This window comes from Lentzea waywayandensis, assembly GCF_900115955.1.
In the GTDB taxonomy this organism is placed as follows: Bacteria; Actinomycetota; Actinomycetes; order Mycobacteriales; family Pseudonocardiaceae; genus Lentzea; species Lentzea waywayandensis.
This window is the reverse complement of record NZ_FOYL01000004.1, coordinates 673218-686931: the sequence shown is the minus strand read 5'-3', so window position 1 is coordinate 686931 and position 13714 is coordinate 673218. Positions and strand designations below refer to the sequence as shown.

The following is a 13714-nucleotide window of genomic DNA, read 5'->3' as shown; positions in this document are numbered from 1 at the left end:
CGAGTCCGGCTCCTCAGACGGCCACGCCTCGGTCGAGGCGTCCACCCGGACCGGACTGATCTTGGTCGTCTGCTCGGAGGACGTGCCGCCGGGACCCACCGGAGGCATCGCTCTCGTCTTGTCAGCGTCGTACGGCACAGCTCTCCCCGTCGCCCTGTCTCTCCTGAGGTGGCAAATGTGTGCAGCTATCAGGCGTCGATCACGAACCGGCGGCTCATAGATACAGACCAGTACCGTGCTCGGTGAGCTCCGTCGCAACCGCGTGCAGATCGCGTTCCCTCATCACGAGATACGTGGTGCCGTGCACCTCGACCTCAAGCTGATCTTCCGGGTTGAACATCACCCGGTCGCCGACCTTCACGTGGCGCACGCTGGTACCGACTCCGAACACATCACCCCACGCCAACCGCTTCGCCATCTGGGCCGTAGCGGGGATCACGATGCCTCCGCTGGAACGCCGCTCGCCGTCCTCCGGCGAGATGCGGACCATGACGCGGTCGTACAGCATCTGGATCTCGAGCTTGACATCAGGCACCCGCAGAGTCTACGTGGCTTGCGAACCTTCCTCGTCCATGCCGCCCATGAGCAACGGCAGCCTGGTAGGTGCATCGGCAACAACTCGAACCGGCACCCCCCAGTCCTGCCTGGTCAGACGACAGACCGGGTGTTCGTCGGCAGGATCGTCACTGCAACTGGCCGCCTGCGCTACAACGTGCAACACGCCGTTCGTGACCTGATCGTTGATCCGCAACGCCCGTACCAGTTCCGTACCGACACCCGCGCCCTCCAGGATCAGCTCGGGAGGTGAGCTGGTGATCTCCAGACGGGTGGACGGTCCGTACCTTTCGTCCAGTTTCGTCCCGCTCGGCGGGGTGAAGACGACCGCGAGCTCGAACGTTCCCGGCCCGATGTCGGTCGACGGACGCTTCACCTCGTGGGCCGCGCCGTCGATCTTCGTCGCGGCGGCCGCGAACCGTTCGAGCCGATGCGCCGCACTCGCGACGACCACGAGCTCGTCCTCGACGATCAGCGCGTCGGACGGCTCGGCGATGTCCGTGGCGATGGTGGTGAGGGTGTTCGTCTCGGGGTCGAAGCGCCTGATGGCGTTGTTGTAGGTGTCGCTGATGGCGACCGAGTGGTCCTTGAGGACCGTGACGCCCAGCGGGTGCTGAAGGAGGGCCTCGTCCGCGGCGCCGTCCTTGTGACCGAACGCGAACAACCCCTTGCCGATGACCGTGTGCACCTCGCCGTTCTCGAGATAGCGCAACGCGCTCGTCTCGGAGTCGACCATCCACAGCCGGTCGCCGTCCGCCGCGAGCCCGGACGTCTGCGCGAAGAACGCCCCTGCCGCCGGCCCGTCGTTGATGCCCTCGACGGTGGTGCCGGCCAGTCGTTCGACGGTGTTGGTCTCGGGGTCGAAGAAGCTCAGCGTGTGGTTGCCGGCCATGGCGATGGCGACGCCACCGTTCCACCAGGCGACGTCCCACGGGCTCGTCAGCTCGATCTTGTCGGCCGGCCCGTCAGTCTCGCCGTCACGCCACTGCTCCCCGGTGCCCGCGAGGGTCGTGACCTCGCCGGTTTCGAGGTCGAGGCCGCGGAGGAGGTGGTTGACCGTGTCCGCGACGACGACGTCGTAGCCGTGGGTGTTGGGGACGAGCGTGAGGCCCGCGGGCTCGGAGAAGGCCGGAGTCGTGCCGTCCTGGTGGCCGCGTTCACCGGTGCCGATGCGGCGGATGACCGTCTCGCCGTCCGCTTCGAGCTCCACGATGCTGTGGTGAGCGGAGTCGCTGACGAGGATGGTTTTGCTCGGCGTGACGATGGCCTTCGCGGGGAACCGCAGCGTGGTGTTCTCCGGCTCCGGCGCCTTGTACGGACCTTCGCCGCGATGCAGCGTGCCCTTCTCGTCGTGCTCGTCGATCAGCTCTTTGATGATGGTCTTCAGCGCCTCGACGTGCCCCTCACCAGCGGCGACGTGCACCACGTAGCCCTCGGGGTCGACCAGCGTGAGCGTCGGCCACGCCTTGACGGCGTAGTGCTGCCAGGTCGTGAGCTCCGGGTCGTCCAGGACCGGGTGGTGCACCTCGTACCGCTCGACGGCGGCCTTGAGCGCCTCGGGGTCGGCCTCGTGGACGAACTTCGGCGAGTGCACGCCGATGGTGACGAGGACGTCCTCGAACTCCTTCTCGAGGGGCCGCAGCTCGTCCAGGACGTGCAGGCAGTTGATGCAGCAGAAGGTCCAGAAGTCGAGCAGCACGATCTTGCCGCGCAGGTCCTTGAGGCTGATCTGCTCGCCGCCGGTGTTCAGCCAGCCCCGTCCTGCCAGTTCAGGGGCACGGACACGGGCACGGCGCTTCACAGTCGTCACGGCCGTATCCAACACTGTGGACGGTTGGGGTGTTCCGGCGTCCACATCGTGGGCGCTTTCGTTTTGTTCGTTTTGAGCTAGCATCGAGGCATGACGGCAGGTGCAGGCGAACGAACAGTGCTGCCTCCGGCACGGCCGGAGAGCTTGACCCCGTGGGTGGCCGCACTGGCACGGTCAGGTAGCGAAACCGCCGCGCTCGTCGCACCGGACGGCACGCACCTCAAGCTGCCCGCAGAGATCTTCGAGGTGCTGCGGGAGGTCGTGTTCGCGATGTCGCAGGGTCTGGCGATCACGGTGGCCCCGCAACACACCGTGCTCACCACGAGCGAAGCCGCGCACCTGCTGGGAGTGTCCCGGCCGACCTTGGTACGCCTGCTCGAAGCGGGCGAGATTCCTTACGAGCAGCCGAACAGGCATCGCAGGGTTCGGTTGGCCGACCTCCTCGCCTACCAGGACCGCTCCCGCAGGGCACGTGCCGCAGGACTGGACGAGATGGTCCGTGACGGCGAGGACGGCGGCCTGTACGACCTCCCGTTGGACACGCCGTTCGAGCGGATGCCGACGAACGACGACCCCAGGTGATCAGTGCTTCCCGTCTTCATCGACACGTGCGTCCTCCTCAAGCCGTACCTGTGCGACACGCTGCTCACGATCAGCGAAAGTGGCGTCTACCGTCCGTTGTGGTCGAGGGACGTGATGGCCGAACTTGACCGGAACCTCCGCAAGCGCGGCGCGTCAGAGCAGCAGGTGGCTCACCGGCTCGAACAGATGCAACAACACTTCCCGGACGCCGAGGTGACCGGCTACCAGCACCTGGTCGAGTCGATGGACAACGACCCCAAGGATCGGCATGTTCTCGCGGCAGCCGTGTGGGGCGGTGCCGAACTGCTGGTCACCGAGAACCTGAAGGACTTTCCTGATGCCGCCGTCAAACGCTTCGGCATCGAGGTCCTGCACCAAGACGAGTTCCTGCTCGACCAGCTTGATCTCGCACCTGAACTGGTGATCGCAGCACTGCGGCGACAGGTGTCCCGGTATCGGCGAGCGCCGCGTTCCGTGGACGAACTGCTCGACGTCCTGGCCAACGAAGGACATCGCTGCACCGGGTTCACTGAGGCCTTCCGCGGTGCCCGGTCGTTCGGCACCTGGAGAAGTTGAGCGACCAGCAGCAGAACGTCCCGGAAGTCCGCCGTCCGTCAGGTGAGAAGGACGGCTTTGAGGTCGATGACGCTCTGCCGCCACTGCGGGCCGTGCTCGGTGTCGTCCCACAGTTCAGGGAGCTCCGAATCCGCTGCCAGGATGCGGTCCAAGGCCTGGACGGCGAGGGGTCGCAGGTCAGGTGAGAAGACCGGCAGCGGCTTGTCGGGGGCGTATGCCGTGGTGATCGGAGTTCCGCCCGGACACTGCGCGGCGATCAGCGCGGCCGAGGCCAGGGCCTCGCACGCCTCATCGCTGTCGAGGTACTCGTCGGTCTCGATCGTGCGGGTCAGCGTGGTGCGGATGATGTTCTCGCGCTCGGCCTCCGGTGCCTCGTCGAGCGAGCCGGAGAAGTCCGCTGCGGTGTCGTTGTCGAAGTGTCCGATGTCCCAGGTGCCCATGGCGGCGATCTTCGCAGCCGGCACCGACAATTCCGGTCACGGCAGCTTCAGCCCCGGCTTCTCGCCGTCGTCGAACACCGGCGCCACCGTGATGACCGCTTCCGACAGGTCCACCTCGCCGCCCGCGAACTTCGCGCCGCGGAACGACACCTCGCCGCTGTTGAACTCCGCACCCTCGAACTTCACGCGCCCGCCGGTGAACTGCGCGCCGTGGAACGTGACGCGTGCGCCGGAGAAGGTCGCGCCGCCGAACCACACCTCGCCACCACTCACCTTCATGCCGTCGAACGACACCCAGCCGCCGGGGAAGCGCGCCAGGCTGAGCACCAGGTTGCCGCCGGTCACGTGGATTCCGGCGAAGTCCGCCGCACGCAGCACCGCCCTGGTGAGGTGGAAGTCGTGGCCCTGCCAGCTCGTCGGGGCGTCGTCGCGGAGGTGCGCGGTGAGCACGCTGGTGATCGACAGGCGGACCTCGGTCTCCTCGTCGTGGTCCCACTCGGAGTCCAGCGACGGCTCGTACGGGAGGCGGAGGTACGCGCACAGCACGTCGATGCACGTCTGGCGTTGCTCGGTCCATTCGTCGGCCAGCGACGCCATCGCGTAGAGGCCGGCCAGCCGGACCGTGGGCTTGTCGTGGCCGATCTGGGTGCAGGCGGTGGCAAAGCGTTCGTTGAGGACCTTGGCGTGTTCGCGTTTCTCGGCGGACTCGTTGATGCGTTGCTTGCGGTAGGCCACGACCAGCGCGACCACACCGCCCACGCCGGCGACGACCGACAGCGCGATCTTGATGATGTCGACTCGGGTGTTCACCGCGGTCGGCATGCTCAGCGCCAGCCACAGCAGGGTGGCGGCCACCGCGAAGACCGTCAGGCCGACCAGCACCACCGCGCTGATGTGCGTCCGGATCGACCGGAGTTCGCGATCAGCCTTCGCCACGGCGCGAGCCTAGTGGCGAGGGTCAGGTGCCACCGTCGTAACGGAAGATCACGTTGGGCGCCACGTCCTCCCAGTGGACGACCACGCTGGTCTGCCCGGCCTTGGTGTGCCGCATCGTCAGCGTCAGCGGGGCCCACGTGCCGCCGGGTGCGGTGGTGCCGGTCGCGGTGCACCCGATGTCACGGCCGCCCTCGCACGTCCATCCTTCGCCGCCGACGGTCAGGTCGCCCTCGCCGTCCATGTCCTCGACGACGAACCTGATCCGCGCGTCCGTCTGCGGTGTGCTGCCGGTGTTGCGCGCTGTCAGGGTGAAGTCGATGGGCTGAACGCGGTAGACGAACCCCATCTCCTCCGGGGAGTTCTGCCATTCGCGGACGCCGTTGACCTCCGTCGTGATCTCGAACGGTTCCTGCCTGGGCGGCGTCGGCGGCATGGTGGACTCGCTCGTGGGTTCGGGGGACGGAGTGGTTTGAGGCGCGGCCTGGGAGGCGCAGGCGGCCAGCAGCAGCACCAGTGCCGGCACCGCGATGAACCTCATCGGCTCAGCGTATCGGCGTGGCGTGTGTCCGGCAGGCGGGAAGGTTGGCCAGAACTCGCCGGTAGCGGTCATCATGGAGACAGACCGCCCGTCTGAACCTTTTCGCCGTGCTTGGCGTAGAGGACGCCGGGAGGTGCGTGATGGTGGAGTACCTGGTGATCGGTGCAGGTCCGGCGGGCTTGCAGATGGGGCGCTTTCTACACCGTGCAGGCCGCGACTACCTGATCGTCGAGGCGGGGCCGGAACCCGCGAGCTTCTTCCGGACGTTTCCGCGGCATCGGGTGCTCTCGACGGACGACAACTCGCTGTTCGAGGGCGTGCCGTTCACGCGCTACAGCAAGCGGTCCTTCCCCGGCGCGGACGACCTGGTGCGGTATCTGGAGGACTTCGCGCGGCCGTTGAACGTCCGCTACAACACGCAGGTCAGCGACGTCGGGCAGTACCACGCGCGGCACGTCATCGTCGCGACCGGCAAGAAGCCTTACCTGCCAGGTGTTCCCGGCGTCGAGCACGCGGAGACGTACGCGACCGCCAGCACCGATCCGACCGAGTACGCGGGGAAGCGGGTGCTGATCATCGGGCGCGGGCACAGCGCGTTCGAGACGGCGGACAACATCTCGTCCACCACGCGGGTCACGCACATCGTCGGGCGGACGGTGCAGCGGATCGTCAAGGAGGGCAGCGAGTTCGTCGCGACGATCGACGGCACCGGCGACCTGCGGTACGACGAGGTCATCGTGTGCACCGGGTTCCGCAGGGACACCACGCTCGACGCGCCCGACGTGCACGTGCTCACCGGCGACTCGATCAAGGCGATCCGGCACGCGGCCAGGGCGTTGCACCGGACGTTGGAGGCCGAGCACCACGGGGTGCCGTGGCCGCACCGCCGGTTGCGCAACCGGCCGGACGCACTCGCCGCCACCATCGCGACGCGGGCCAGCGAGATCCCGGACGGGCTGGCGGATGTCGTTGTGACGCAAGGACAGCACGCGTTGCTCTACGACGAGATGCCCACGGCCGAACGCAACGGGTTCGTCGTCACGAGCACGCAGGTGAGGCACTACCGGCGCAACGAGCTGATCGCGGTCGAGCGCCGGTTGCACCGCAAGCCGCTGGAGAGGTTCTTCTCACAGCAGCTCGCGGTGCCGTGCATCGCCTAGACGGGAAGCGTGCGCGCGAGGAACTTCACGGACTGGTCCCAGGCGCGGCCGGCGGCGTCCTCGTCGTACCAGGGGGCGAGGTGGTTGAGGAACGCGTGGCCCGCGGCCTCCAGGTGGATCTCGGCGCCGTCGTGTGACGGCACCGCGTCCGCGACCTTCTGGTAGCCGGTGATGAACGCGTCCTCGGTGCCGAAGATGAACTGGATCGGGCACGACACCTGGTCCAGCGCCCCGATCTGGTCCGGCACGCCCGAGCCGTAGAACGACACGGCGGTGTCCGGGTTCGCGGCGACGGCGGCGGAGTACGCCAGGGTGCCGCCGAGGCAGAAGCCGAGCACGCCGACGCCGCCGGTGACCTCGGGCAGGCCGCGCAGGTACTCGACCGACGCGACGACGTCCTGCACGGCGAGCGGGAAGTCGAGGTTGCCGACGACCTCCATGGACTTCTGGATGCCGGCCTCGTCGTGCTCGCCCACCCAGCCCGGCTGGAAGCGGTGGAACAGCTCGGGCACGGCCACGACGTAGCCGAGAGCGGCGAGCTTCTCGGCGATGCCCCGCAGGTACCCGTCCAGACCGAAGATCTCCTGGATCAGCACGATGCCGGGGCCGGAACCGGACTCCGGCGTCCAGATCGGCAGCGGCATCTCGTCAACTCGATGGGTCATGGATCGAGTTTGCCCGAACACCTCCGATCACCGGCCCACGACCTCCACCGGCGTGCCGGTGAGGCGTTCTGCCTCGGTCCACAGACGGTCGGCGCCTCGTCCCTGGCCGCCGTGCAGATCGACTTCGAGGACGTCGTGCGCCGCACCGTCGAGGAGACGGCTTCCGGACTTCTCGCCCGCAGCCGGTGGTTCCTGCCCGATAATCGGCCGATGATCAGGTTGATCGCGACCGACCTCGACGGCACGCTGCTGCAACCGGGCGGGGTGCTGAGCGACCGCACCCGCGCCACGCTCCACGCCGTCGACGCGGACGTCGTGGTCGTCACGGCCCGGCCGCCGCGGTTCGTCCAGGACCTGGCGCTGACCGGCACGGCGATCTGCTCCAACGGCGCGATGATCTACGACCTGACGAACCGCGAGGTGACGCACGCGCAGACGGTGCCGCTCGACGTCGTGCGGAAGGTGTCGGAGGCGTTGGCCGAGGTGATCCCGAACGTCGGCATCGCGGTCGAGACCGGGTTCGAAGTGTTGTCGGAGCCCGGTTTTCAGGGCTTCGGGCCGAAGAATCCACACAGGACACTGGAGTTGCTCGACCACGTCTTCGAGGAGGCGCACCAGGTCGTGCAGATGCTCGCGTGGGCGCCGGACGCCGAGGTCGATCACATGATGGAGATCGCCAGGGAGGCCGTCGGGCAGCACGTGTCGGTCACGCACTCGGGCGGGCTCGGCCTGCTGGAGATCAGCCCGCCGGGCGTCTCGAAGGCCGCCACGCTCGAATCCCTCTGCAACACAAGGGGAATCGGCAAGCACGAGGTCATCGCGTTCGGCGACATGCCCAACGACCTGTCGGTGCTCGGCTGGGCCGGCACGGCGTACGCGATGGGCAACGCGCACCCGCTCGTGAAGCAGGCCTGCACGAACCACGCGCCGCCGAACACCGAGGACGGCGTCGCGCAGATCCTCGAACAGCTCTTCCGGATCTAACGGCGCGGCACCGAGGTGGGTCCCGCCACCCCGGCACCCAGCGCCATCACCCGCTGCCGCAACGCCCGGTCAGCGGTCACCACCGTCACGACTCGTCCGGCACCTTCGGCCCGCACGACCTCGACGATCGTGTCGTCGCCCTCGCCGGGAGCGGAGACCACCCGGACGTCGTCGACAGAAGAAACGTTGCGCGCCTTGCCTTCCACGACCAGGACGACCTCCTCGTCGCGGCCGCGCAGGGCGTCGCGGAGGCGTTCGGCCGCGCCCGCTCTGTCCCGCCACCACCCGTCAGGGACCGATCCCACGACGTTGGCTGCATCGACCACGAGCAACGGCTTCACACCCTCAGAGTGCCTCAGCCCCGGCGTGCCCGCAGTGCGTCCAGCGAGTCCGGGCCCTCGTCCACGGCAAGTGCCGCAACGGGAGCGGCGGAGACTCCGGCCCAGCGCAGCACGGCGGCGGTCGCGGCAGCGCGTTCCTTCTCGGGCAGCTTGGCGATGTTCGCGCCGTGGTTGCCACCGGGCACCGAGTACGACAGCGAGTCGCGCGTGCCCGGCCCGAGGCGGAACGGTTCCGCGCTCCACGGGTCGTTCTGGCCGTTCACGAACAGCAGCCGCGAGCCCTGGTAGCGCACCCACGAGTCCACGTCGCGCATCGCCGACCGGTCGAAACGCGGGAACCTGATGTCCGGCGACACCATCGAGCGCGGCACCGAGGAACCGGGGTGGCGCAGCAGGTCGCGCACCGCCGACTCGTCCGCCTCCGGCCAGCCGAGCTGCGTGCCCGCCTGGTAGTAGTACGCCGTGTAGGGCGCGACGCCGGCGTCGGTGTAGAAGTCCCAGCCGACGGTCTTGTCGATGAACGTCCAGAGGTCGTCCACCGAGGCACCCGCGCCGGGAACCAGCGTGCACTGCTCCTGGGTGCCGTACTGCCAGAACGTGAACGGCGTGTCCAGCACCAGAATCTCCAGCGCCTTGTGGGCGCTGCCGAACTGCTTGTACGTGTAGCCCTTGGCTTCCAGGCGGGAGACGATCTCGTCGCGGTGCTGCAGGATCTGCCGCTGCACGCCTTCAAGACGACGGTTGCACGTCGGGTCGTTGCCGACCTCGCGGATGAACTCGCCGTAGACGTCACGGTCGTTCACCACGTCGTTCGGCGCCACGTACGCGATGGTCGCGTCGACATCGCGCGGGAAGAACCGGCGGTGGTAGATCGACGTCATGCCGCCCTTGCTGGCACCTGTCGACAGCCACTTCGCGCCGTAGATCTTCTTGAACGCGGCGACGATCCGGTGGTGGTCGTTGGCAGCCTGCCAGATGTTCAGGTCGTCCCAGTCGGCCGGCGCGGGCCGTGAGGGCGTGAAGAACCGCTGCTCGACGCTGATCTGGTTGCCGTCGACGAGCCGGGCGGGCTCGGACGGGCTGACCGTGCCGGACAGGTTGTAGCCGCTGGTGTGCAGCACCATCGGCTTCGATTCGGCCTTGTGCAGCAACGAGAAGCGCTGCTCGAACCTCGTGCCGCGCGGCCTGCGGTGGTCCGCGGGCTGCTGGATGCCGAGGACGAACGTCCGCGCGGTGCCGGACGTCCCCTCGCTGATGATCCGCACGCCGGGGATGGCGGCGATGCGGTCCTTGATGTCAGGGGCGGCGGACGCGACCGCCGCGGTGGCCACGACCTGCGCGGATGCCAGGCCGAACGCCAGCAGGGAGCGTGCGAGTCTGTTCACCAGGCCAAGCTATTGAGCCCGCACGTCCCGCCGGACCGGCCGATCGTCGGGCTTATTCGTAGCTGGCGAAATAAGACGCGGCCATGTCCTTGTCACCGTGACCGCCGTCGACCGCGCGGCTCAGCCGTTCGGCGGACGCCTGCGCGACGTCGAGGCGCACGTTCGCCCGTTCCGCCGCCTCTGCGACGAGCCGCGCGTCCTTCAGCGCGTTCTCCACGGTGAACGCGGGCTCGAAGGAACGGGCGATGATCGCGCCGCCCTTCATCTGGAGGTACGGGGTGTCGATCGCGCCACCGGACATGGCCTCCAGGAACAGCTTCGGGTCGAGCCCGGACGCCTCGGCCAGCGACACGGCCTCGCCGACCGCCGCGGTCAGCGCGAGCACCCAGCTGTTCGCGACGAGCTTCAGCTTCGACGACGCACCGGCTTCGCCGACCCACATCGTGCGGGCACCGATCACGTCGAACACCGGCTGCACGCGCTCACGCAGTTCGTCGGCACCGGACGCGAGCACGACGAGCTTGCCTTCGGCGGCGGGCTTCGTGCTGCCGAGCACCGGCGCGTCCACGAACTCCAGCCCGAGCGAACGGGCCAGCGCGATGTGATCTTCGGTGGACGCGATGCCGACCGTGGACGCCTGGATCCACACGGCGTCGTGCGGCAGGGACTCGGCTGCGGCCTGGATGGCCGCGGTGACCGTGGGGCCGTCGTTGAGAACAGTCAGCACGATCTCCGCACCCTCGACGGCGGCAGCGGGGGTGTCGGCGATGATGGCGCCCTGCGCGGCGAGCGGTTCGGCCTTGGCTCGCGTGCGGTTCCAGACCCGGACCTCGTGTCCGGCCGCGGCGAGGTTGGCTGCGATGGGGGCACCCATGAGGCCGGTGCCGAGCACGGCGATCTTCATGTCCCCCAGCAAACAAGAAACCCCGCAGTGCTGCCAGGTCGGGGGTCCGACAGCACCGCGGGGTCAACAGTGACATCGGCGGACCGACGTGCGCTGTTACAACGCCATCATACTGTGGCGCGGATCACGTTTAACAGAATGAATGAAACCCCTGGAGCGCGGGAGGTGCTCCAGGGGTTCCCGTTGGGGAGGCACTCGCGACGGGGCGCCGCGCGAGTGCCGGGTCAGAGTCAGCGCAGGGTGGTGACCTGAGCCTGGGCGATGGCCATCAGCTCGTGACGCATGGACGGGGTGGTCGCCATGTCGATCGCGCGAGCCACGGCCTTCCGGTTGCGCGCCTCGGCACGGCGGGCGCGGAGCTTCGCTGCGAAGTTCATCTCGGTCTGCACTTCCCTCTGTGAGGTCTGTTTGGTTGGTAACCCAAGTATGCACCTACGCGCGCATGAAAGCACGCGATTATCCGGTGAGTTGGGGCACATGCCGATGAATCATCGGCCGACAACGTGAACAGCCGGACAACGCCAGGGTGCCCCGGGTCACTCCTCACGGCCGAGCAAGAACCTCCCGAAGTGCGGCACAGTGAAGGCGATCTGACCCCGTTCCGCGCTGTAGACCAGGCCTTTCTTGATGAGCGAGTCCCGCGCGGGCGACAGCGACGAGGGCTTGCGCTTGAGGTGGTCAGCCACCTGGGCGGTGTTGACGCCCGCGTCCTTTCCGTCGGTCAACTCGGCCATCGACCGGAGATACTCGCGTTCAGCGGGCGTCGCACGCTCGTATCGGGAGCCGAAGAAGCCCACAGCCAGCTCCGCGTCGGCCTCCGGAGCGGCCACGGACACGTCCATCGCGGTGATCGGATCGGCCGGGGCGGCGTCCCAGGCGGCCTTGCCGTAGGCCTGGATGAAGTACGGGTAACCGCCGGACGCGTCGAACAACGCGTCGAGCGCCTCGTCCGTGATGCCCGCGTCCTCCCGCTCGACCGGGGCGAGCACGGCGCGGTCGGCGTCCTCCCGACTCAGGCGATCGATGCGGACGTAGCGGAAGAGACGTTCCGAGTACGACTTGCTGGCTGAGAGGACCGCCGGCAGGTGCGGCAGGCCCGCGCCGACGACCACCAGCGGCGCGCCGATCTGCGACAGCTCGTGGCACGCCGCGCACAACGCGCTGATGTCGTCCGGCTTGAGGTCCTGCATCTCGTCGATGAGCAGCGCGACGCCCGTACCGACGTCCTGCGCGAGCTCGGCGACGTCGGTGAACAGCTCGACCAGGTCGATCTCGATGTCGCCGGAGTCCGCGCGACCGGACGCCGCCGGGACGTCGATGCCGGGCTGCCAGCGGTCGCGCAGCTTGGCGCCGTCCGGTGCGGCTCTGAGCGCGAACGCCTTGAGGATCCCGAGGATCGCCTCGACCCGGTCCGGTGCGCGGTGCCGGACCGCGAGATCCCGGATCGCCCGGTGCAGCGCGGCCGACAGCGGCCTGCGGAGATCCGCGTCCGGCCTGGCCTCGACCTTGCCCGCGCCCCAGCCGCGTTTGACGGCCATCGACCGCAGCTCGCCGAGCAGCACCGTCTTGCCGACGCCCCGCAGCCCCGTCAGCACGAGGCTGCGTTCGGGACGGCCGCGGGCCACGCGTTCGAGCACCACCTCGAACGCGCCGACCTCTTTGTCCCGGCCGGCGAGCTCAGGAGGCCGCTGGCCTGCACCGGGGGCGAACGGATTGCGCACCGGGTCCATGGCTCGCACCGTATCCGCGTTTCTAGCGACGGCTCTAGAGACGCGCAGACGAACCTCGAAGTGGGGCCGGATGCCGCTGTATACCTTTATCTAGTGATTGAGCAATAGAGGTTAATAGTTGCGGATGAACCCCGGTGCCGGTTGGCTGCGTCATGTGGCTGAAGTCGTGACCAAGGGGACCGGCGAGGTCGAGCGCACCGCCGACCGCGCCCAGGTGGACGTGACGTTCGAGGCGCTCGGCGCCGAGCGCTCCGAGGCGGTGAGCACGCTCAACCAGCGCATTTCCGCCATCGAGCCGCTGCTCGCGGAGTTCGAGGTGCGGTCGCGGCAGCTGTCCGCGCACGACAACTGGGACAACAACCAGCGCGTCGGCAGCCGCGCCTCGCAGCAGTACGTGATCTGGGTGAAGGACCTGGACCGCCTCGACGGGCTGCTGGCCGAGCTCGTGCAGGCGGAGCCGTCCTGGATCAACGGCCCGTCGTGGACGCTCGTCGACGACACAGAGGCCATCCGTGAGGCGCAGCGAGAAGCAGTGGCGGACGCGCTGCGTCGTGCCGAGGGCTACGCGTCGGCGCTGGGGCGGCGGCTCGGGCCGTTGCTGCGGATCGGCGACACCGAGGGCGGCGCGCACTACCAGCCGCGGATGATGAGCGGCGCCGCGTCGTTCGAGATGGCGGGGCCCGCCGGGATGGTCGACCAGCTGAACCTGAAGGCGCAGCAGATCACCGTGTCGGCCTCCTGCACCGCCGCGTGGTCGCTGCTGGACTGACGATGCCGACAGGACTGCTCCTGGCCGGCCGCCGGTGGCGGGTGATCGACAGCACGATGGCTAGTGCCCGTTGAGTGATTCCATCGTGTGCCGCACCGCGACGGCATCGCGGTCGTCCGGACGGGCCTTGAGCCAGTTCCTGAGCCACTCGACGCGGCGGCTGGCCGCCGCTGCCAGCGTCAACATGATGTAGGCGCGGCGCTCCCACTCGCGCGCCGACCGCATCGCGTCGGCGGCCGGTCGCCACTCGTCGCGGAGGGTGCCGGCGAGTGCGCGCGCCAGCACCGGATCTTTTTCGGGATCGACCTGCAGGTCCCGCATTCCCCCACCCCCAGTGTC

17 protein-coding genes are annotated in these 13714 nt (G+C 68.5%); 5 read left to right on the top strand and 12 right to left on the bottom strand.

From position 1 onward, the window contains the following. Positions 1–214: 214 nt before the first annotated feature. On the bottom strand, positions 215–508 hold the full coding sequence (locus BM417_RS19000) for a GroES family chaperonin (RefSeq protein WP_084401587.1): 294 nt from the start codon (positions 506–508) through the stop codon (positions 215–217). 36 nt (positions 509–544) lie between these two features. Beyond that, positions 545–2365, bottom strand: a complete 1821-nt coding sequence (locus tag BM417_RS18995; protein WP_245821997.1) for an NHL domain-containing thioredoxin family protein — start codon at positions 2363–2365, stop codon at positions 545–547. 90 nt (positions 2366–2455) lie between these two features. On the opposite strand from BM417_RS18995, the gene BM417_RS18990 reads away from it, so the two are divergent. After that, positions 2456–2947 (top strand): helix-turn-helix domain-containing protein, encoded by a 492-nt coding sequence (locus BM417_RS18990; RefSeq protein WP_177320486.1) that lies wholly within the window; start codon positions 2456–2458, stop codon positions 2945–2947. 3 nt (positions 2948–2950) lie between these two features. Next, positions 2951–3523 (top strand): PIN domain-containing protein, encoded by a 573-nt coding sequence (locus BM417_RS18985; protein ID WP_093595442.1) that lies wholly within the window; start codon positions 2951–2953, stop codon positions 3521–3523. Positions 3524–3561: 38 nt separating this feature from the next. Here BM417_RS18985 and BM417_RS18980 read toward each other — a convergent pair whose 3' ends face one another. Genes BM417_RS18980 through BM417_RS18970 form a run of 3 tightly spaced genes read right to left on the bottom strand, consistent with a single transcriptional unit; the run spans position 3562 to position 5437 of the window. After that, complete coding sequence (locus BM417_RS18980; RefSeq protein WP_245821996.1) at positions 3562–3987, bottom strand: DUF4259 domain-containing protein; 426 nt, start codon at positions 3985–3987, stop codon at positions 3562–3564. A 12-nt stretch (positions 3988–3999) separates the two neighbouring features. Beyond that, a complete protein-coding gene (locus BM417_RS18975) occupies positions 4000–4899 on the bottom strand; it encodes a pentapeptide repeat-containing protein (protein WP_093595439.1) in 900 nt (299 codons plus the stop codon). Positions 4900–4921: 22 nt separating this feature from the next. Further along, positions 4922–5437, bottom strand: coding sequence for a hypothetical protein (locus BM417_RS18970; protein WP_093595436.1), 516 nt, complete (start codon positions 5435–5437; stop codon positions 4922–4924). A gap of 140 nt (positions 5438–5577) precedes the next feature. Here BM417_RS18970 and BM417_RS18965 point away from each other — a divergent pair, with 140 nt between their 5' ends. After that, the gene (locus BM417_RS18965) at positions 5578–6597 is read left to right on the top strand and encodes an NAD(P)-binding domain-containing protein (RefSeq protein WP_093595434.1); all 1020 of its coding nucleotides are present in this window, start codon (positions 5578–5580) and stop codon (positions 6595–6597) included. Here the strand turns inward: BM417_RS18965 and BM417_RS18960 are convergent. After that, positions 6594–7262 (bottom strand): dienelactone hydrolase family protein, encoded by a 669-nt coding sequence (locus BM417_RS18960; protein ID WP_093595431.1) that lies wholly within the window; start codon positions 7260–7262, stop codon positions 6594–6596. The genes BM417_RS18965 and BM417_RS18960 overlap by 4 nt on opposite strands. A gap of 9 nt (positions 7263–7271) precedes the next feature. On the opposite strand from BM417_RS18960, the gene BM417_RS18955 reads away from it, so the two are divergent. Continuing rightward, on the top strand, positions 7272–8246 hold the full coding sequence (locus BM417_RS18955; protein ID WP_218164504.1) for an HAD family hydrolase: 975 nt from the start codon (positions 7272–7274) through the stop codon (positions 8244–8246). Here BM417_RS18955 and BM417_RS18950 read toward each other — a convergent pair. From BM417_RS18950 to BM417_RS18935, 5 genes are all read right to left on the bottom strand, one after another. Beyond that, complete coding sequence (locus tag BM417_RS18950; protein ID WP_093595428.1) at positions 8243–8587, bottom strand: NYN domain-containing protein; 345 nt, start codon at positions 8585–8587, stop codon at positions 8243–8245. The genes BM417_RS18955 and BM417_RS18950 overlap by 4 nt on opposite strands. A gap of 14 nt (positions 8588–8601) precedes the next feature. Then, complete coding sequence (locus tag BM417_RS18945; RefSeq protein WP_245821995.1) at positions 8602–9972, bottom strand: S28 family serine protease; 1371 nt, start codon at positions 9970–9972, stop codon at positions 8602–8604. 52 nt (positions 9973–10024) lie between these two features. Then, positions 10025–10876, bottom strand: a complete 852-nt coding sequence (locus BM417_RS18940) for an NAD(P)-dependent oxidoreductase (RefSeq protein WP_177320485.1) — start codon at positions 10874–10876, stop codon at positions 10025–10027. Between the two features lie 230 nt (positions 10877–11106). Next, entirely contained in the window at positions 11107–11253 is a 147-nt protein-coding gene (locus tag BM417_RS47825; RefSeq protein WP_169746017.1) for a hypothetical protein, read from the bottom strand. A gap of 159 nt (positions 11254–11412) precedes the next feature. Next, positions 11413–12606: an ATP-binding protein gene (locus BM417_RS18935; RefSeq protein WP_030480083.1), complete on the bottom strand. Its 1194-nt coding sequence runs from the start codon at positions 12604–12606 to the stop codon at positions 11413–11415. Between the two features lie 154 nt (positions 12607–12760). Between BM417_RS18935 and BM417_RS18930 the strand changes: the two genes are divergently transcribed. Then, positions 12761–13375 (top strand): SIMPL domain-containing protein, encoded by a 615-nt coding sequence (locus BM417_RS18930; protein ID WP_093596237.1) that lies wholly within the window; start codon positions 12761–12763, stop codon positions 13373–13375. 60 nt (positions 13376–13435) lie between these two features. Here the strand turns inward: BM417_RS18930 and BM417_RS18925 are convergent, their stop codons facing one another. Continuing rightward, complete coding sequence (locus tag BM417_RS18925; protein WP_093595423.1) at positions 13436–13696, bottom strand: hypothetical protein; 261 nt, start codon at positions 13694–13696, stop codon at positions 13436–13438. Positions 13697–13714: the final 18 nt, after the last annotated feature.